Raw genomic sequence first — 18,610 nt, 5'->3', positions numbered from 1 at the left:
GCTCCGGGGACGGCCGCCGATGTGTCTGTGCCGGTGATTTGTCTTATCTTGTGCGTGATAGATGCCCGATAAGGCGACTTCGTCGTGGGGAGCTTGAGCCGATGGTGCAGCCACCTGAGGGAACGACCTTGAGTTCCGACCTCGAACCGCACGGCAGGATCGGCGTCGTCCGGGTGGGCGACGCCCTGGACTGGAGCACCGCCCCGGACGTGCGGACCGTGGTCGCCACGATGTGGGACGGCCTCGCGGGCGGGTGCCTGGTCCTGGACCTCGGCGCGACGACCTTCTGCGACTCCACGGGACTGGGGACGCTGGTGTCGATCTGCACCGACAGCGGGGACCGCGGGGTCCGCCTCATCGTGGCCGCGCCCCCTCCGGGCGTGCTCCGCATGCTGCGCATCACCGGCCTGAGCGCGTTCTTCGAGCTGTGCGACAGCGCGGAGGAGGCCCTGCGGAGCGCACGGGCGGATCTCTGACGCGGGCCGCCGGTTTTCCTTGCCGACGTTTGGGTGATCCGGTGCGTCGGGGGAACCCCGCCGGGTAGGGCGCCCCGTATGTCACAGGAACAGAGCAGCGCGCCTCCGCAGAGCCACGTTCTCCGTCAACATCGACAGCTACTTCCGGGTCACCAAGGCCGCGCTCCGCCACATGCCGGACGGCGGCGCCACCGTCAACACGTCCTCGATCAACGGGTTGCGCGGCAACAAGTCCCTGATCGACTACTCCGCGACCAAGGGAGCGATCAACGCCCTGACCTACTCGCTCGCCCAGGTCCTGGTCGAGCGGCGGATCAGGGTGAACGCGGTGGCGCCCGGACCGGTCTGGACGCCGCTGATCCCCGCGACCATGCCGGAGGAGAAGGTCGAGAAGTTCGGACAGCAGGTGCCCATGGAGCGTGCCGCGCACCCGGACGAGATCGCGCCGTCGTACGTCTTCTTCGCCGCCGACCGGCTCTCGTCGTACTACACCGGGGAGGTCCTGGCCCCGATCGGCGGCGAGACCCTTCCCGGCTGAGCCGTCCGGTCCTGTCCGGTCCCCTCCGGTTCCGCCCGGTTCCGCCCGGTCCCGCTCGCCGTCATGGCCGGGGAGCGTCCAGCGACGCGCGCGCCTCCTCCACCCGCCGCGGCGGGACACGGCGGCGCGCCAGCGCCCGGGGCAGCCGGGGTACCGCATCCCGCAGGCCCCGCCGCCCCGGCGGGCCGCCGCGGGCGGCGGTGAGCACGGCACGCGCCACCACCGGCCACGGCCGGCGCATGACGGCCGTCAGCACCGCGTTGCGGACGGCCAGCGCCCGGCGGCCCTCCGGGTCCCGGGACGGCGAGGGATGGTGGTGGGCGACCACGCCGTCGACGTAGGCGAGCCCCCAGCCGGCGGCGGCCAGGTCCAGCGCGAGACGCTCCTCCTCGCCGAAGAAGAAGACGACGTCGTCGAAACCGCCGGCGGCGAGATGGGCGGCCCGGCGCACCACGGCCCCGCACGCCAGGAACCCCAGCACGCTCGGTCCGGGAAGGTCGGGTTCGGCGGGGAGGGGGGACGCGGCCATGCCGTGGCAGATCGGATCCGGACGCTCCTCCGGTCCCACCAGCACGCGCCCGGCGAGCACCGCCAGGCGGGGATGGGCGTCCAGCACGTCCACGGCGCGGGCGAGCGCGCCCGGCGCCCACCAGGAGTCGTCGTCGGCGAAGGCGACGTAGGGGGTCCTGGCGAGCCGGACGCCGAGGTCACGGCCCGGCGCGCCGAGGTTGCGCCCCGCCTCGACCACCTCGACGTGCGGGAACCGCTCCCGGACGAAGGCCGGGGTGCCGTCGGTGGAGCCGTTGTCGACCAGGATGACCGGCGCCTCGTGACGCGGCAGCGACCGCTCCAGGTCGCGGCGGCGGTTCCGGGTGGCCACCACCACCGTCACGCGGCGGGCGGCGCCGTGGCCGCCGGGCGGGCTCACCGGGGAGCCCGTGGATCCGGCCGGCTTGTCCTCGGTCATCTTCTCGTCGGCCGGGTACGGCCTGCTCCTCCGCATACGTCGGGTCCGTCACGCGTGGGGGCCGCCGGCCGCCCGCCGCATCCGGAGGCGTCGCCGTCTTCCGGCCATCGTAATCGGCACGATCCGGAATGCTCCTTCCCGCACGCGTGTCGCCCGGGGCGGGGCGGGGCGGCGCGGCCGGTGGAGCCGGAGGCCGGTAGCATCGCCCGCGGAGGCGTCAAGGTGTCTGGTGGCCCTCCCGGTCTTCAAAACCGGTGGCGTCGAGCATCTCGGCGCGGCGGGTTCGATTCCCGTCCGCCTCCGCGGCGATGCCCCGGGGCTCCGCGCCCCGGGGCCTGCCCGGGTCCTCCGGGGCCCACGTGGTCCGCGCAGGAGACGATGCAGGATGCGCCGGGGACGGTGCGGTACGCGCACGAGCCGGTCGGCGTGGGACACGGGACAGGCGTGCCGGGGCCGAATTCGGTTGACCGCTTCGGACGGCCCTGGGAAGACTCCCGCCATGGAATCCGATGAGCGCGTGGAACTGTGGCCGCTGGACGAGGAACGGCTGGAGGCGCTGCTGGACGCCGCGGTCGCCGACGCCGACCCGTACGAGGTGATGCCCCCCGTGGAGGGACCGGAGGGCTGGACGCCCGCTCGGCGCCGGGCGTTCCTGGACTTCCACCGGTCGCGGTCCCTGGCTCCCGTCCCGGTCGAGGCCACCTACGCCATCGCGGTCGGCGGCCGGGTGGCCGGCGCGGCCCGGCTGCTCCTCCACCAGGGCGGCGACGCCGTCGAGACCGGCGTCTGGATCGGCCGCTCCCAGCGGGGGCGGGGTGTCGGCGCCGCGGTCGTCGGCCTCCTGCTCGCCGAGGCGGCGAAGACCGGGGCGCGGCGGCTGGTCGCCACCACCACCGTGGACAACGGGGCCGCCCGGCGGCTGCTGGCGGGCGCGGGGGCCGAGCTCACCGAGGACGGCGAGGGCGGGGTGGACGCCGTGGTCCGCCTCGGGTAGCCCTCCGGGTCAGAGCCGGTCCAGGTTTCCCAGCCGGCGGGCGAGCTCGGCCTCCTGTTCGGCCATCGACCGTTCGAAGTCCTGACGCATCCTCCCGAGCCCGTCCCAGAACCGCGCGTGGTCGAGGGGTTCCCCGGGGGCGTCACCGGGCTCCGCCGGGCCGAGCGTGCCGTCGACCAGTTCCCGCGCCCTGCGCTCGCCGTCCTCCTGGGCCCGCCGTACGGCGGCGCCGACCTCCCGGGCCAGCTCGTGGCTGTCCAGGCGCATGACACGCGGGTCGAAGGCGATGTCCAGCAGCCGGCCGGACGGCCCGGTGACGGCGCGGACCAGCCCGCCGGCAGCCTCGCCCTCGCCGATGATCTCGCCCAGTCCCTCTTCCATCCGGCGCAGGGCCGCGTCGTCGGGGTGTCGCACGGGTCGTCCTCTCGTGGTCGGATCCGAGCCAGGGCAGGCGGGTCCCGCCGGGTCTCCGGCGGCGCCTACCTGAACTTCCAGCCGGGCGGGAAGATGGCGGCCCGCAGGCCGTGCCCGGTCAGCTTGGCCGCCCACTGCTCGGGCGTGGGCAGGACCTCCTCGCCGTCGTCGCTCATCAGGTTGTAGGCGGGGGTGTAGCCGAGGCCGGAGCCGGACAGGCGGGCGATCAGCTCGGTGACACGGGTGGGCGCCGCCCCGCGCAGGGCCGTCGCCTTGACCCCGTCGTAGACGAGGGCGTAGGCGCCGTTCGCCGCGGCGATCCTGCCGAGCTCGGTGGTGTTCTCCCCGGCGGAGCCCGTCGGCAGGCCGTGCGACGCCTGGACGCCCCGGGTGATGCCCAGCGAGACGGAACCGTAGGCCGCGCCGTCCAGGACCATGTAGAGGAGCGTCGTCATGGCGTACTTCGGGAACGCCATCGCCATGATCCTCCCGGCGCTCAGTGCGAAGGCGGACTTCATGCCCTGGGCCACCTTGATCAGCGCGGCGATCCGGGCGGCGGCGAAGCCGTACAGGGCGGTGGTCATCGGCTGGAACATCACCAGCCACAGGATCTGCAGGAGCAGGTCCTCGATGTCGGCGAGGTTCTTCCGGGTGGTCTCGACGAGCTGGGCGTACGCCTCGCAGCCGACGGCCACGACGCGGCAGTCCCTCGCGAGCTGCGGCGCGTAGCCCCGGACGACCCCCTGGTAGAGGGTCTGGAACGCCTCGACGGCCTCGCCGCCGTTGCGGGGGTTGTTCCACACCGCCTCGGCCAGGGCGTCGGCCCGGCCGGAGACACCCCCGCCCGAGCCGTTCCGGTTCGGGTCCCCGCCGTCGATGTCGTCGGCGAGCCGGTTGAAGATCCGCGCGATCTCCCGCAGCCGTTCCGGCGGGATCTCCGGGGCGGTCACCCCGGCGTAGATCTTCAGCGCGGCCAGGGTGGCGGTGCCCGTCCCGAGGAGGAGCATCATGCCGCGGGTGGGGGACAGCGCGGACACCGGCGACAGCGACAGCGGCGGCGTCACCGGCCGTCCCGTTCGGGCACCGGGCCGGGCGCCGGGTCGGGGACGGACGCGGGAGCCCCGCCGGAGGACGGAGCCATCGGAGCCGCCGGGGGCGCGGGCGTGGGCCCGGGGACCGGGCCGGGCGCGGCCGTGCCCGGCGGAGGTCCCAGCGGCGGGCCGCCGGCCGTGTAGTCGGGAACCTTCGCCAGGTCCTCGGCGAGTCCCCAGTCGACGTTCCAGACGTTGCGTCCCGCCACGAGCAGCCCCTCCCCGATGTCGCCGTAGGCGCCGGCGAGATCGCGGGTGAGCTCGATCATCTGGTCGCGCTTCGGGGTGAACCACCGGAGGAACCGCTGGTCCGTCTCCTCGCCCTCGGGCAGGGGCCCGAGGGCCGCCAGGGCGCCCACGGCACGGGCGACCGCCTCGCCGAGGTCCTCGCCGGCCACCCGGAATCCGGGGGCCACCACGTTCTCCAGCTGGTCGTGGTCGACCTTCATGGGGGCGGCCGGACCGCCGGGAGATGGCTCCGTCAAGCAACGGCTCCTAACCGGGAACGGGACGAAGATGTCGGGCGACGAAAGTTTCGTCCGTTTATATTCCTGATCGGATACTTTGCGGTTAAGGCCCTATTAATACAGTGGTATCCAAGATCCTGTACATCGTCGGTGAGCAGGACGTACGGGGGCGGCGGTCCTTCGGCGCGGCCGGCCCCGCGGTCCGGGTCCTCCGGCGGTGATCTGCCGGGCGGGCCCCGCGCCCGGCGGCGGCGGACGTCCTAGGGTGGTCGTCGTGCAGGAGTGGCGGCCCGAGAGCCCGTTCGAGAAGCGACTCCAGGCGGCGTTCGCCGCGGGAGACCTGGCGGTCTGCCTGGGACTGATACGGCAGACCGAACTCGGCCTGCCGATCAGCCAGGCCGCCGCGGAGGGAAGGGAACCGGCCGCCTGGCCGACCTTCGAAGGCGACGGGCGCACCTGGCTGGCCGCCTACACCTCGACCGACGCCATGCGCGCCGTCCTCGGGGAGACCGCCGAACACGTCCGCGTCGTCACACTGGCCGAACTGGCCGCGGGCTGGCCCGACCCCCGATGGGGGCTGGCGGTGAACCCGGGCCTTTCGGCGCCCTTCTTCCTGGAGGCCGGTACGGTGGCCAGGCTCGCCGTGCCGTCCCTCGTTCAGGAGCGCCTCGCCGAGCCCGGCTCCGGGCCGCCGATGGTGCAGAAGCTGCTCCGTCCCGCCGACCTGTACGCCCATGTCGCCGGGGGCGAGTCGCGGGTCTCCGGATACTGCCACCGGGCCCGGGACGTCGCGCACATCGCGACCCCGGCCGTCCTGGCGGACGCGCTCGGGCAGGCGCGGGAGGAGGGGGTGGTCACCGACCAGGGGTCGGTGAACATCCTGCGGTGGCGCGCGGTCGGGCTCGACCTGTACCGCACCCCCTACGGCGGCGTCGACGAGGCGTCGCGGGCCGCGGTGGCCGGATGGGTCGTCGAGGAGCCGCCGTTCGTGGGCATGGGGCTCGTGCCGAACGCCGAGCAGGTCATCCGCGAGTACAGGGTGGACGGTCTCGGGTTGCCCCACGGCGCCGAGATCTGGGAGCTGACCGTGGACGGGGTGGAGTACCGGCGCGCGGTCTACGACGGTGACCTCGGACGCTGGATGCTGGTCGGCGTCGCGCCGGCGGGCGGGGCGGCGGTGGACGGCACGGAAGGGGCGGCGTGATGTGGCACTCCTACCGGGCACGCTGGCGGGGGAGGGAGTACGCCGCCAGCCCCGACCCGCGCCCGGACGCCGTATGGGTACGGCTGCGCGTCACGGAACCCGCCGAGGGGTTCGAGGAGGTCGAGCCGGGCTGTTTCGTGCGGCCGGTGCCGGCCGGGGAGTGCGAGTCGGTCTCCTTCGTCACGACCGTCTGCGAGTGGCGCGGCGCGCCGTTCCAGGTGCGCGACAGGCGTGGTGACACGCTGCTCCTCGAATACGTCGGGGGACTGCTGCCGGTCGCCCGCGAACTGGAGCTGGAGCGGATCGAGCGCGGTGTCCACCGGCGCTGGGTACCGGGGCACGAGGTGACCGATCTCCGGGAGAACGTCGTCTTCCTGGAACCCTGACGGCGTCCCCGGCTCGCGTCTCCACGCTCCGTCCCGCTGTTCCGTCCCGCGTCCGGTCTGCCCGTCCCGCCGTTCCGCCCGCTGTTCCGTCCCGCGTCCGGTCCGCCCGTCCCGCCGTTCCGCCCGCTGTTCCGGCCCGCGTCCGGTCCGCCCGGCCTCCGCCCGTCCCGGTCCCGCCCCTCGTCCCGTCCCCGGTCGCTCTCGGAGAGGGCCGCGGGAGTCCACGACGCCTCGGTCTTCCGCGAGATGACGTCGTTTATGGCGTTGTATGAGCGCTTTCAGTGGCATTTGGTGCTTGCCGTACCACAGGGGCGGATGTCAGGATGATCGATAATTCACGAAGATTTAACGTGCGAATCGTCCAGACGTCGGCGGGAGCACAGGAGGCGGAGCGGTCGCGGCGGCCACCGCCACCGGTCCCGCGCTTCGAGGGGGAGGTCGATGTGGAACCTTTCGCGGTCTCGGACGAGGCGAGGAGCATGCAGGCCTACGCCGAGGAACTGCGCGCCACCTTCACCCGTCTGCAGGAGCAGGGACCGGAGATCCACCGGCAGGCGAGGGCCGTCCAGGTGACAGAGAAGTCGCGGGACGGGCTGGTGTCGGCGACCGTCGGCGCGCGCGGCGACCTGGTCAGGCTCGACCTCGACCCCCGCATCTACCGGCGGCAGGACTCCCGGGAGCTCGCCGACGTCATCACGGACACCGTCCACCGGGCCACGGAGAAGGCCCGCGCCAGGGTCGTGGAGCTGTTCGAACCGCTGGTCCCCGGCGACCAGATGAAGGCGCATCTGGAAGGCGACCTCGAAGGCGTGCTGGAGCAGATGGCGGCCCAGATGCTCGGGAAGAGGTGACCCGGTGAGTGAGCAGGGCGGTTACGAGCAGGGAGTCGGGGTCCACTACCAGGACGTGTCGCTCGGCCTGGTCCGGTGGGACACCATGTCGGAGACCGTCCAGACCCTGTGGGCGGAGAAGGTGGAGCGGATCCGGGGGCTCAACGCCCTCGCGCCCTGGGGCCGGGACACCGCCGGCGCCGCGTTCTACGCGGCCTACACGAACAACGGCGGCCCGGAGAAGATGTTCGAGTACGGCGACGGCATCGTGAAGACGGTCACCGAGGCCGGGCCGAAGGTGCGGGACAACGTCGGCACCACCAGGGCGACGGACGACCACGAGCGCGTCGCCATGAACAGGCTCGTGAAAGAGGTGTGACCGGCACCGGGCCTCCCCGCCGCGCCGCGGCGCGAGGAGGGATCCGGACGCGCGGGGCGCCCGGCCGATGACCTGATGAGCATCACAATGGGGGAGATGGCGTGACCGTCAACACGGATTCCGCCGGGGGCCGCACCGGGGGCGGTTCCGGTGGAACCGGGATCAACCCCAGCGCCGCCGGGGGGGCCACCCCGCCCGACGTCATGGGCGGCGCCGCACCCGATGTCACGCCCGCGTGGGGTGAGAGCCTTCCGGCCTGGGCCGACACCCTGATCTCCTACCTCTCCTCGGGCCAGAACTGGCCGGAGGGGAGCGAGAGGCAGCTGTGGCAGCTCGCCACCCACTACCGTGAGCTGTGCGAGGGCCTGAGCTCCTGCGTCGAGCCGGGCGTCACGGCCGGCGGCATGATCCTGCAGTCGTGGACGGTGCCGGCGAGCAAGAAGTTCGCCGAGCACTTCGTCCAGGCGTACTCCCAGAACTCGGGCGTGCCCGTGATGACGCAGCAGGCGGCGGCCTACTTCCAGCAGGCCGACAACTTCGCGCGCGAGGTGCAGTACTCCAAGATCTCGATCAACGTCGCGTTCTGGATCGCCCTGATCGCGACCTTCATCGCCCTGCTCGCCGCCTTCTTCAGCGCCGGCGCCACCACCTCGGCGATCGGGCCCATCGCCGCGGCGGCCAGATCCAACATCGGCCGCATCCTCCAGCGGCTCGCCGTGGTCGCCGGACGCACCCCCGGCGGCGCGGTCGCCGGTCTGGCCGCCCGCGGGGCGGTCGGTCAGGGCGCCGTCCGGACGTTCCTCGCCGGCCACCTGGGCCGGGAGCTCGTCGAGGAGATCGGCGAAGAGGTCTTCATCGACGCCTACACCCAGCGCAAGCAGATGGAGATGGGCACCCGCACCAGCTGGGACTGGCAGCGGACCATGGCCTCGGGCGTCGGCGCGGCCGGCGGCGCGGTCATCGGCCTCAAGGCCGCCCCCCTGCTGAACAGGTTCTCCAACCGCATGCCGGTGCTGCGGCGGCTGAACGACTTCGGCGGCACGGACCCGGGGATCATGAACGCCGTCAGGCGGTTCCCCGGCCGCGCGGTGCAGACGGGCCTGAACAACATGGTCGCCTCGCCGGGCGGAAGCATCATCGCCAACACGCTCGTCTACCAGCAGAACCCGCTTGCGGCGCTACCGGACGGGGAGTCGCTCCTCGGGGCCGCGCTGGGCGGCGCCGGCCGGACGAACACGATCAGCCCGTTCAACCCCGACGTCGCCCTCGCGATCGCCCATCCCCGGGCGACCCTCGACAGCGCCTACGCGGCGGCGGCCGCCGCCGACGCCCGCCTGGCAGGCGGCGACCCGCCGGCCCCGCCGGGCGACCCGGCGGCGACGCCGGGGAACCAGCCCGGCCCCGGGAACCCTGGCACCAACCTCGCGAACGCCCCCGCACCCGATCCCGCAGCGGCCCCGGACCCCGGGAGCGGCCCGGCCGCAGGGAACGGTCCGAGCGCCGGCAACGGCCCGAGCCAGCCCGGCGCCCCGGCCGGGAGCGGCCAGACGGCGGGCGGGGCGCAGGGCCCGCAGGTCACGGGCGTCCCCCCGGTGGCCCCCGTCGCCACGGGCGGCACCCCGTCGACCGCCTCCACCCCGAGCACCGCCCCGTCCGGTCCCGCCTCGTCCGGTCCCGCCCCCGCCTCGTCCGGTCCCGCCCCCGCCTCGTCCGGTCCCGCCCCCGCCTCGTCCCCGAGCACGCCGGCCGCGCCGAACCCCTCGGGGACACCGGGTACGGCGAGCACCCCGGCGTCCTCCGCCCAGGGGACGCCGTCCCCGGGCACTCCGGCGGCGTCCACGCCGAGCGGTACGACGCCCGCTTCCGGGAACGCGCAGGGCGGAGCACCCGGAAACGCCCAGGGAACCCCCTCCGGTACGGCGCCGGCGTCCGCGCCCGACCCGGCCGCGGCTTCCGGGACGACCCCCGCTCCCGGAACGACCCCAGCTTCCGGTGCGGCTCCCGCTCCTGGGACGGCGCCCGACCCCGCCGCGGCCCCTGTCGCCGGTACGGCGCCGGCGTCCGCGCCCGACCCGGCCGCGGTTTCCGGGACGACCCCTGCCTCCGGTGCGGCTCCTGCTCCTGGGACGGCTCCGGATCCCGCCGTGGCTCCTGGGGCGGCCCCTGTCGCCGGTACGGCGCCGGCGTCCGCGCCCGACCCGGCCGCGGCTTCCGGGACGGCCCCCGCTTCCGGTGCGGCTCCCGCTCCTGGGACGGCTCCCGCCACGGCTCCGGCTCCCGCCACGGCTCCGGCTCCCGCCACGGCTCCGGCTCCCGCCACGGCTCCGGCTCCCGCCACGGCTCCGGCTCCCGCCACGGCGCCGGTCACCGCCCCCGCGGCGCAGGCCACCGCCCCCGCGGCGCAGGCCACCGCCGCGACCCCGGATCCCGCCGCCGCCCCCGACCCCGAGACCGCGTCGCGACTCGCAGGCACGGCGATCGACGAGGTCCTGAAGGTCGTGGCCCCCGACGCGATGCTGCTGCGGAGCGGTGACCTGCGGCTGACCGGGCCGAGCGGCGAGCTCGTCCACCTCTCCGCCGACTTTCTCGGCGGTGTGCGCGGGAGGCTGACGCTCCGGGCCGCGGACCGCGTCACCTCCGAACGGCTGCGTGCCGAGGCGGCGGCCTGGCTGGGCGCCGGACTCGCCGACGCCGAGGGCCGCAACCACACCGAGGGCGCGGTCGCGGCGCTCCACCGGCTGACCGAGGCGGCGCCCGAGACCGACGAAGCGGCCGTGCGGGTGACGCTGGAGTTGATGGTCGACACCGCCGGTCAGTGGGATCCCGCCCGGCTGGGCGACGGCGAGCGGCGGCTGATGCGCGACGCGGCCGGCCATCTGAGGGCGCCGGCGGACCCCCATGCCGACCTGCGGTCCGGCACGCAGGTCCGGACCGCGGAGGAGATCGCCCGGCTGGCGGAGGCCCTGGCCCCGGATCCCGCGGCGTCGGGCGCCACCGGACCGAACACCGCACCGGCCGCGGGCACCGGCACGAATCCCTCCGCGTCGCCTGAGCTCTCCGAGCTGACCGGCCGGGTGCGGGAACTGGGCGAGTCCCTGGCCGGCGCCAAGACCGGCCTGGAGGAGCGGGTGAAGTCCCACCGGGACGCCTCCCGACAGGCCGGGAAGAACATCGCGGGCAAACTCAAGGAAGCGGAGAAGGCGGAGAAGGAGCGCGACCGGGGGGCCCCGGAGCGGCGCCGCAAGGCCCTGGCCGATGTCCGGGTGGAGCGGGCGACCGGGGCGCGCCACAAGCGGGTCGCCGCCCGCTACCAGGAGGCCCGTGTACGGGCCGAGAGCGCACGCGCCGCCGTGGCGAAGGCGTCACGCGCCCTGGACGGCCTGACCGCCGAGGGACCGGCGGGCCGTACCGCCCAGCGGGTCGCCGAGGTCGCCCGGCTCGCCCGGGAGGCCGCCGAGGCCGTCGCCGCCTACGACGAGGCGGTGCGGGCGGCGCTTCCGCCGCGCGACGCCATGACCGGCAGCGTGCCCGCCGACCGGCTGCCCCACATGATCAAGCTGACCGGTGTGGTCAACCGGGTGCTGGCCGACCACGGAGTGGACCAGTCCTTCGCCCCGGACGAGCTGGAGCACGTTCTGGGGGCCCGGTTCCGGCGGGTGACGTCGGACGACGGCGTCGTCCTTCAGGTCGGCGGCGCGACGCGGGGAGAGCTGCGGATCAAACTGCGGATGGGCGACCTCGCGGAGATCGTCGATCCGAAGGTCAAGGCATCCGAGACGATGATCGGCGAGCTTCCCCAGGGCGGCCGGTCGGTGTCGACCAGTGGCGGCCGGAACAAGGGGATGTCGTTCGGCCTCAACGTCGTCGCGCTGGCCAAGACCCTGGCCGGGATGTTCCTGGCGCCGGACAACGGGGTGCGCGGGTTCATCGAGAACGTGCTGGACCCGTATGTCAAGGCCGAAGGCAGCTACGGCAGGTCCCGGTCGAGGGGAGAGGGCGGCAGCGCCTCCGAGTTCGCGCTGTTCGGCGGGGTCGAGGACAACCGGGGAGAGTCGATCCTGCTGGACGTCGCCGACGTCGCCTGGGACGTCGATTTCCGCCCCGCGGGGAAGACGGACTGGACGGCGCCCGAGACGGTCGACGCCCGATCCGGCAGCGAGGCCGAGGTCATCGCGTCGGCCGGGGACGCCAAGCGGCTGCGGGTGCTCGTCTCGCACGCCTACGCCGACCACGCCCCCGCCGAGACCGCCCAGCAGCCCGCGGCCCGCCGCGACCCGGACGGCCCGTTCCCCGAGCACGTGGTGATCTCGATGAGCGGGGCGGACGAGCGGGTCGACCACACGGTCGGTCTGCTCGGCGGACCCGAGGTGGGCGACGTGGCCCGCCGCCAGGTCCGCACCTTCATGGCGGACGACCTGCCGAGCCGGCTGTACGAGGCGATGAACCGTCCGGAGGGGCTCAGCCGGACCATCACCGACGGCGGCCGGCCGCTCGGCACGGTGCGGGTCCGCAGCCGGGTCGAGTGGGTCCCCGCCCCGGACGGGGCGCCGGCGCCGGAGATGGAACCGGTGGGCTCCGGCACCAACAAGCACCACCAGGAACGGCTGCGCGTCCAGTTCTCCGGCGCGTCGGGATCGACGTCGTCGGGCCGGTCGAGGAACACCGGCGGCACCGTGGGCGGCAAGGGCCCCCTCCCCGGGATGCTGTCCTCCGGCGGCGAGGCCACGGCCAAGGCGGCGTTCGGCTACTCCCGGGGGCGGTCCAGCACGACCGGCGCGAACACCGGGGGCACCATGATCCGCCCGGGTGTGTACCGCTACTCCGGTGACACCCAGGGGTACGTGGCCGTGGTGGTCCATGAGATCACGGTCCACCGGTTCGGCGAGGCCAAGCCCCGCCCCTCGTTCGTCCAGCGTTCCCGGGCGCTGATGCGGATCCCGCTGTCGCACGCCTACCGCTACGGCGCCAAGGTCGACGCGGACGGGATCGCGCGGGACGACTCCGGCGCGCCGCTCCGTAATCCCGACGGCTCGCCGGTGTTCCGGGACGACCCCAAGGCCGGGCCGCCGCCCGGCCGGAAGGCGGAGCTGCCCGGCTGGGAGACCGGCGACCCGGTCCGGGTCCGCGGCGCGGGACCGTCGGAGGTGCAGGACTTCACCCCGATCGACCGGACGGAGGTCGAGACGTACCTGCGTGAGCGCGGCATGCTGGCCCCGCTGGACGCCGACGGCAACGAGGTCCCGTCGACCGACCCGCGGGAATGGGCCAGCCACGAGAGGAACGCCCAGGAGCTGCAGGAGCAGCTCGACGAGCGCCGGGTGGCCGCCGCCTACGACCAGGGCGCCCAGGACGGCATCCAGATGACCTTCACTCTTGACCGCACCGGCCGGGCTCCGGAGAGGGTCACGCTGGTGCTGACGCTCGACCAGCACGAGGTGGGCTCCTGGCAGTACACCGACGCGGAGGTCCCCGTCGACCTGGACATCGACTCCGAGACGTCCGGGCTGTCGCGCGGCGAGTCGGCGAGTCACGACATGAGGGTCGAGGGCGGGCGCGACGACAAGAGCGCGGACGGGGAGAGCACGGGCTCCCGGGGCGGGGGCTACACCTACAGCAGGGGCGTCAACTCCGGGTCGTCCCAGGGCGGCACGGTCAACCAGGTGATCCTCGGGGAGAACACCGGGCTGACGGCGGTCGCCAAGCGGAACCACACGGTGAGGATCGCCGACATCGAGTCCATGGCGGACCCCATCACCACCCAGCAGGGCAGCTCCCTGCTGATGGTGCCCGCGGACCTGCTGCCCGAGGACGACCCGGGAAACGGCTCCGTGCGGACCCCGACGCCGCACCCGACCTCCCGCGCCACGCTGCGCCGCGCCACGCTACGGGCCGTGGACACCGGCGACCTGCTGCAACGGGTCCTGCCCAAGTTGCCGAGGTGGGTGCGGTCGCATCCGGTGATCGTCAACATGCTGGCGTCCTTCCTCAACGCCCGCGCCTTCATGGCGCAGCCGGACCGGATGTTCGGCGAGGCCGGCATGGAGCTCGCCGTACGGTCCCGGGGCGTGCGCCGCTTCCGCGCGCCGGTGTGGGTCCGCGGCCGCGCGGGGGAGTCGGAGTTCGTCGGCGCGGTCGACCACGTGAGCGGCGACATCAACCTCACCCTGGGCAGCCACTCCGCCTCCGCCGGCCGGACCCGAGGTCACGCGGGCGACGTCTCGGTGTCCCGCGGGTTCAGTCAGGAGTCGGCGCCCAAGGCCGGCGGCGGGCTCAGCGGATCGGCGTCGCGGAGCACCGCGGTCTCCGCGCAGGAACTCGGCATCTGGGGCCGGGAGCGGCTGGTCATCGAGACCGGCAAGCACTACGTCTTCCGGATGAGCGCCGACTTCGACGTCACCGTCGGCGTCCCCGGCTCGCCGAACGCCAAGGTGGTCAGCGCGCCGGGCCGTCCCGTCGTCTACATGATCCCCGAGCGTGACGCCCTGCGCCTGTACGCCCAGGGAGAGCTGCGGCTGCCGGTGGACCAGCTGGCCGACGTGATGGAGCGATACCTCGACGGCAACCTGGAGATCGCCCCGGACGTCGCGGCCCCGCTGGTCGGCCGCTACCTCAGCGAGCAGACGGCCGCCCGCCGCGCCGGCACGCCGCTGCCCGTGCTGACCGCCGGCCACACCGCCGAGCGGATGGTGGGGAGGCTCGACGCGCTCTCCGACGGCCGGTACGGCGTGCCGGGGCACACCCGGAACCCGGGCCGCCGGCTGGCCCGCATGATCGCCTACGAGCGCGCCAGGACCGCGGTCCTGGAGAAGCTGCTGGACGACCCCGACGTGAAGCTGAGCAGGCGCGAGCGGGCGGTGGCCCCGGAGGTGGCCACGCTCCCCGAGCATCTCAGGGACGCCATGGGCCAGACCGGCGTCGAGGAGCTCGTGCTGAAGCGGAACGGCGAGGAGACCGAGCTGTTCGACGAGGTGCTCGCCGCGGTCGAGAAGAGGGCTCCGGGGGCGACGCGCAGGAACCGGGCGCTGTGGCGCAGCCTGTTCCGCGACTTCAGCGGCAAGCGGTGGCACGGCAAGCTCGACAGCATGCTGGACCCGGACGGGGCGCCGCACACCTACACCGCGCGCGTCCGGGGCAACGACGGCCGGCCGCTGACCGTCCGGGTCAAGATGGAGTTCGTCGGCCCGCCGAGACTGCTGAACCGGACGAGAGCGGCCGGAGTGATCGTCCAGGACTACGCCTACCAGGACAACTCCTGGTCGGAGTCGTTCAACATCGCGTTCGGCGGCGGCGTGAACGGCGAGGGCACGCCCGCGGCCCTCGGCGGCGCGGTGGGCGGGGACGCCAAGGTGCAGGCCGGCGTCAGCCAATCCACCTCCGGGTCGGCCGGCGAGCAGTTCACCCGGCTCCAGCGGATCGCCTCCTTCAACGGCATGGACCGGGTCGCCCACGCGGTGAAGGTCACCGTGGAGGTCGACCGGCCGGGCCGCCGCGGGCGCGGGCGCCGGCCCGTCGTGACGGAGCTGAAGGGCCACCTGAACCGCCTCGTGCCGTCCGAGCTGGTGGAGGCGGCGAAGGCGGCGGAGTCGAACACGCCCGCGGACACCCGGCCGCTGGCTTTCCCGAGGACGTTCTTCACCGAGTCGACGCATGCCCCCGGGCTCTTCCAGGCCGTGTACGACGGGCTGTCCCGTCGCGACGTCCTCGGCCGCAGGGGCGCCCGCCGTTACCGGCACGATCTGGAGCACACGCTCACCGCCATGGCGCGGAACGCCAACCTGCGGAGGATGGCCGGGCCGAACGGCCACCGGATCGCGAGGTTCCCCGTGCCGGGCCGTCCCGGCCAGGTGGTGGACGTACGGGTCCGGGCCGTCCCCTCGCAGGTGCGCGTCCTCGCCGCGGGGCGCGCGGACGTCGAGCTGGGTGACGTGGAGCGCAGCCAGGCGACCTCCGGAGAAGCCGTCGAGTCGGGCCGGTCGCACGGCGTCTCCGGAGGGGGCGGCCACGGCCCGTCCGGGGTGAACGTGCACGGCTCCACCGGGCGGCAGACCTCCGAGCGGATCTCCGGGACCACCGGCAGCCGCGCCGAGACCAGCGGTTTCCGCAGGGGCGACGTCACCACGGTCCGGACGCGGATCGACTACCACGTCACGTTCGAGCGCAGGTCGGTCGTACCCGGCAAGCCGTTCTACCGGCGGGTCGAGATCCTCGGCGCCGCGGCCGGCCGCGCCGACGTGACCCTGTTCGAGGAGGGCATGGCGGAGGCCCGCCGCGAGCAGGGGGCGCCCCCGGTCCGCGGCGGAGGCTGGCGCTTCGGCGAGCCGGCGGTACGGCGTGAGCCCGGCCGCGGCTGGCGGGCCCGGTGGACGCGGGGGAGCGGCGGGCCCACGACCCGGTTCTCCCTGGACGAGCTGTCCCAGCAGTCGCAGGGCGATCCGGACTTCGACGCCGCCGAGCCGTACCGGTCGCTGGCCGAGCACGCACGGCGGAGGGCGCCGGGCATCCGGAGGTCCGGTGCGCCGCTTCTGCTCACGGTCGACATCGGCCCGGAGTGGCAGGCGGCACGGGTGAACGACGCGCGGGCGCTCGCCCGCGAGCTCGGCGTCCCCGTCCACCTGGAGGTCCGCGGTCCCGGCGGCGTCGTGCGCCCCTACCTCGCCACGCCGGACGGCGGGCTGCTGAGCGCCGCGCTGGATCCGACGGGCCGGCGGGTCGTCGGGGTGCCCGACGGCGGGTTCGCCGCCGCGTTCGCCGCGCTCCCCCCGGCGCTGGTGGCCGCCGCCGACGGCCGGATGGACCTGCGCGCCCTGTACGACCGCCTGCCGGAGGGCGGCGACTTCACCGCGATGGTCGACCGGGAGCTGAGCCCGCCCGGCGTTCCGGCGGCCCCCGCGACGAGCGCCGCGTCGCACACCGTGAACCAGGCCCAGCCGGTCGGCGGCACCTACCAGGGTTCCGTCACCTCCGCGCCGGGCGGCGCCCCCTCCGCGGGCGGCGGCTCGTTCGCGGCGACGGCGCCGCAGATCCCCGGGACGGCGTTCACGGTGGACATCCGGGCGCCCCACCTGCCGGACCTGACCCACGACGAGGTCCGGACGGCACTGGGGCAGGCCGGGCCGTCCGTCCTCGGCCGGGGCGTCCGGGACCACCGCTGGTCGGCCGACGGCTCGACGCTGGTCGTGGAGCTGCGGAACGGCGACACGCACCACTTCCGGGTCCGGATCGGCCGGCCCAGGAGGCGGCTGAGCTGGGACCGGACGGCGGGGATGCCGGTGGTGCACTTCGGCCCGTCGTCGCGGCTGATGGGGCGGACGAAGTTGCGGACGGGCAGCGCCGAGGACCCGTCCGAGATGCTGCTGACGAGCCGGCCGGACCCGAAGGCGGTGGCGCGGCTGGTGGGTCACGAGGTCGGCCACGCCCTGCAGCGGAAGGCCGCCGCCGACCATCGGGCCGGGCCGGCCCCGTTCCGCCGCCTGCTGGCCGCGGTCGGCGAGGCCGCGCGCCACGACTACTGCATGGACGTCCGCTACGACGAGTACCGGCACCTCGCGGACGGCTGGCGGGCGGCCCGCACCGAGGACGAGCGCGCCTACCACGCGCACGAGATCGAAGGGCTGAGGCGGCTCATGCTGGCCGACGGCCACGTCCCGCCCGTGCCGCCCTGGGAGGCCGGCGGGGCGCAGCGGATCGGCGCCGGAATCGGCCTGGACAGCCTGCTCAACCACTCCGAACCGAAGGTCGAGACGAGGGACGAATACTGGGGGCGGATGCGCAGGCTCACCAACTCCACCGGCTGGATCCCGCCGGAGGAGTGCGCCTGCCCGCCCGACGGCCCGTGCGTCTGCGGACTGCGTCCCCAGACGCCGCCGGACGGCACGCCTCCCTCGCCCCCAAGGGACGCGCCGGTCCCGAAGCCGCGGGATCCGGAGGATCCCTCCGGCCGGCTGGAAGGGCCCGCGGAGCCCCGGCAACCGCGGGACGACGAGGCCACGCCACCGCCCGGCCGCCGGGTGACGGTCTCCCAGAACACCTCGCTCTGGTCGCTGGCCGAGCGGTACTACGGCGAGGGCGGCCACTGGCAGGTCATCTGGGAGCGCAACCGGGGCGTGATCGGTGATAGACCCGGGATGCTCCAGGAGGGGATGGAACTCATCATTCCCGAACTGACCCAGAACTCCGGCCACGGTGGATAGAACGGGCGTGCCGGGTGAGCGGGTGGCCCGCCGTACGGCGGCCGGGCGGACCGGGGGAGCCGGTGGCCCACGGTGAGCGGTCCGATGAGAGGAGGGGTGAGATGTCGTTTCCGGTGGCGCGGAGCAGGGACGAGGCACTCCTCTACCTGGACCTGAGCCCGTGCGCCTGCGGATCGACCGGCACCGCCTGGGAGGGCGGGCTGGTGACCGTGGCGGGCGATCCGGTCTCCCGCTACGCCGGGACCTGCTCCGGCTGCGACGCCGTACGGGAGTCCCTGTTCGCCCTGCCCGAGCGGGAGGTCGCGCCCACGCGGTTCCCGGCGTTCGGCGGGCCGGAGCCGTCGCGGCTGCTGGACGCCGGGGAGTGGCTCTGGGTGGCCGACACCGTCGCGGGGAACGCCCCGGCGGGTCCGGGCGAGGCCGCGCCGGCGCTGGCGGTCGCCGTGGCGGCGGTGGAGGAGGTCGTCAAGTTCGTCCCGCCCGGCCGGGACGAGGTGCCCGGGGAGGCGTTCTGGACCGAGCGCGGCAGGCGGGTGCGGGACGCCGGACCGGGGAGGTTCCGTCTCGACCGCCTGCTGGTCGTCCGCGACGCCTACCGGACCCTGGCCGCTCAAAAGACGACATGACAGCAGATATGGAGAAAGCCGAAAAGCGGATTAGCCCGCCAGGAGCAT

General features: G+C 74.5%; 12 protein-coding genes, 1 tRNA gene and 1 pseudogene. 10 read left to right on the top strand and 4 right to left on the bottom strand.

Annotated features, from left to right (window positions below):
• The first annotated feature begins 128 nt into the window (after window positions 1-128).
• Complete coding sequence (locus ACFYSC_RS33920) at window positions 129-476, top strand: STAS domain-containing protein (RefSeq protein ID WP_389969733.1); 348 nt, start codon at window positions 129-131, stop codon at window positions 474-476.
• A 109-nt stretch (window positions 477-585) separates the two neighbouring features.
• Window positions 586-1,014: pseudogene (locus tag ACFYSC_RS33915) on the top strand (SDR family oxidoreductase); the annotation flags it as partial.
• Window positions 1,015-1,075: 61 nt separating this feature from the next.
• Here the strand turns inward: ACFYSC_RS33915 and ACFYSC_RS33910 are convergent.
• Window positions 1,076-2,017 carry a glycosyltransferase family 2 protein gene (locus ACFYSC_RS33910; protein WP_389969731.1) on the bottom strand — a complete coding sequence of 314 codons (942 nt, stop codon included), beginning with the start codon at window positions 2,015-2,017 and terminating at the stop codon, window positions 1,076-1,078.
• A 174-nt stretch (window positions 2,018-2,191) separates the two neighbouring features.
• On the opposite strand from ACFYSC_RS33910, the gene ACFYSC_RS33905 reads away from it, so the two are divergent.
• Together ACFYSC_RS33905 and ACFYSC_RS33900 are read left to right on the top strand one after the other, a co-directional pair.
• A tRNA-Sec gene (locus tag ACFYSC_RS33905) sits at window positions 2,192-2,285 on the top strand.
• A gap of 195 nt (window positions 2,286-2,480) precedes the next feature.
• A complete protein-coding gene (locus ACFYSC_RS33900) occupies window positions 2,481-2,975 on the top strand; it encodes a GNAT family N-acetyltransferase (protein WP_389969729.1) in 495 nt (164 codons plus the stop codon).
• Window positions 2,976-2,984: 9 nt separating this feature from the next.
• On the opposite strand, the gene ACFYSC_RS33895 is transcribed toward ACFYSC_RS33900, so the two are convergent.
• The 3 genes from ACFYSC_RS33895 to ACFYSC_RS33885 form a co-directional block, all read right to left on the bottom strand.
• The gene (locus tag ACFYSC_RS33895; protein ID WP_389969727.1) at window positions 2,985-3,389 is read right to left on the bottom strand and encodes a YbaB/EbfC family nucleoid-associated protein; all 405 of its coding nucleotides are present in this window, start codon (window positions 3,387-3,389) and stop codon (window positions 2,985-2,987) included.
• Window positions 3,390-3,454: 65 nt separating this feature from the next.
• Complete coding sequence (locus tag ACFYSC_RS33890; protein ID WP_389969725.1) at window positions 3,455-4,453, bottom strand: hypothetical protein; 999 nt, start codon at window positions 4,451-4,453, stop codon at window positions 3,455-3,457.
• Entirely contained in the window at window positions 4,450-4,965 is a 516-nt protein-coding gene (locus ACFYSC_RS33885; RefSeq protein WP_389969723.1) for a hypothetical protein, read from the bottom strand. The genes ACFYSC_RS33890 and ACFYSC_RS33885 overlap by 4 nt, the downstream gene beginning before the upstream one ends.
• Before the next feature lie 256 nt (window positions 4,966-5,221).
• On the opposite strand from ACFYSC_RS33885, the gene ACFYSC_RS33880 reads away from it, so the two are divergent.
• The 6 genes from ACFYSC_RS33880 (at window position 5,222) to ACFYSC_RS33855 (ending at window position 18,562) form a co-directional block, all read left to right on the top strand.
• Window positions 5,222-6,151 carry an SseB family protein gene (locus ACFYSC_RS33880; protein ID WP_389969721.1) on the top strand — a complete coding sequence of 310 codons (930 nt, stop codon included), beginning with the start codon at window positions 5,222-5,224 and terminating at the stop codon, window positions 6,149-6,151.
• Window positions 6,151-6,537 carry a hypothetical protein gene (locus tag ACFYSC_RS33875; RefSeq protein ID WP_389969719.1) on the top strand — a complete coding sequence of 129 codons (387 nt, stop codon included), beginning with the start codon at window positions 6,151-6,153 and terminating at the stop codon, window positions 6,535-6,537. The genes ACFYSC_RS33880 and ACFYSC_RS33875 overlap by 1 nt, the downstream gene beginning before the upstream one ends.
• 443 nt (window positions 6,538-6,980) lie before the next feature.
• On the top strand, window positions 6,981-7,388 hold the full coding sequence (locus tag ACFYSC_RS33870) for a YbaB/EbfC family nucleoid-associated protein (RefSeq protein ID WP_389969717.1): 408 nt from the start codon (window positions 6,981-6,983) through the stop codon (window positions 7,386-7,388).
• Between the two features lie 4 nt (window positions 7,389-7,392).
• Entirely contained in the window at window positions 7,393-7,746 is a 354-nt protein-coding gene (locus ACFYSC_RS33865) for a hypothetical protein (protein WP_389969715.1), read from the top strand.
• A 101-nt stretch (window positions 7,747-7,847) separates the two neighbouring features.
• A complete protein-coding gene (locus ACFYSC_RS33860) occupies window positions 7,848-17,936 on the top strand; it encodes a hypothetical protein (RefSeq protein WP_389969713.1) in 10,089 nt (3,362 codons plus the stop codon).
• Window positions 17,937-18,037: 101 nt separating this feature from the next.
• Window positions 18,038-18,562 carry a hypothetical protein gene (locus ACFYSC_RS33855; protein WP_389969711.1) on the top strand — a complete coding sequence of 175 codons (525 nt, stop codon included), beginning with the start codon at window positions 18,038-18,040 and terminating at the stop codon, window positions 18,560-18,562.
• The last annotated feature ends 48 nt before the right edge of the window (window positions 18,563-18,610 follow it).

The organism is Streptosporangium sp. NPDC004379, assembly GCF_042873875.1.
Classification (GTDB): Bacteria; Actinomycetota; Actinomycetes; order Streptosporangiales; family Streptosporangiaceae; genus Streptosporangium.
This window is presented reverse-complemented; position numbering and strand designations above follow the sequence as displayed.

What these genes read in the sequence shown, in the direction of transcription:
- ACFYSC_RS33900 (WP_389969729.1), top strand. Translation starts at nt 2,481, where the DNA reads ATGGAATCCGATGAGCGCGTGGAACTGTGGCCGCTGGACGAGGAACGG.
- ACFYSC_RS33910 (WP_389969731.1), bottom strand. Translation starts at nt 2,017, where the DNA reads ATGCGGAGGAGCAGGCCGTACCCGGCCGACGAGAAGATGACCGAGGAC.
- ACFYSC_RS33855 (WP_389969711.1), top strand. Translation starts at nt 18,038, where the DNA reads ATGTCGTTTCCGGTGGCGCGGAGCAGGGACGAGGCACTCCTCTACCTG.
- ACFYSC_RS33875 (WP_389969719.1), top strand. Translation starts at nt 6,151, where the DNA reads ATGTGGCACTCCTACCGGGCACGCTGGCGGGGGAGGGAGTACGCCGCC.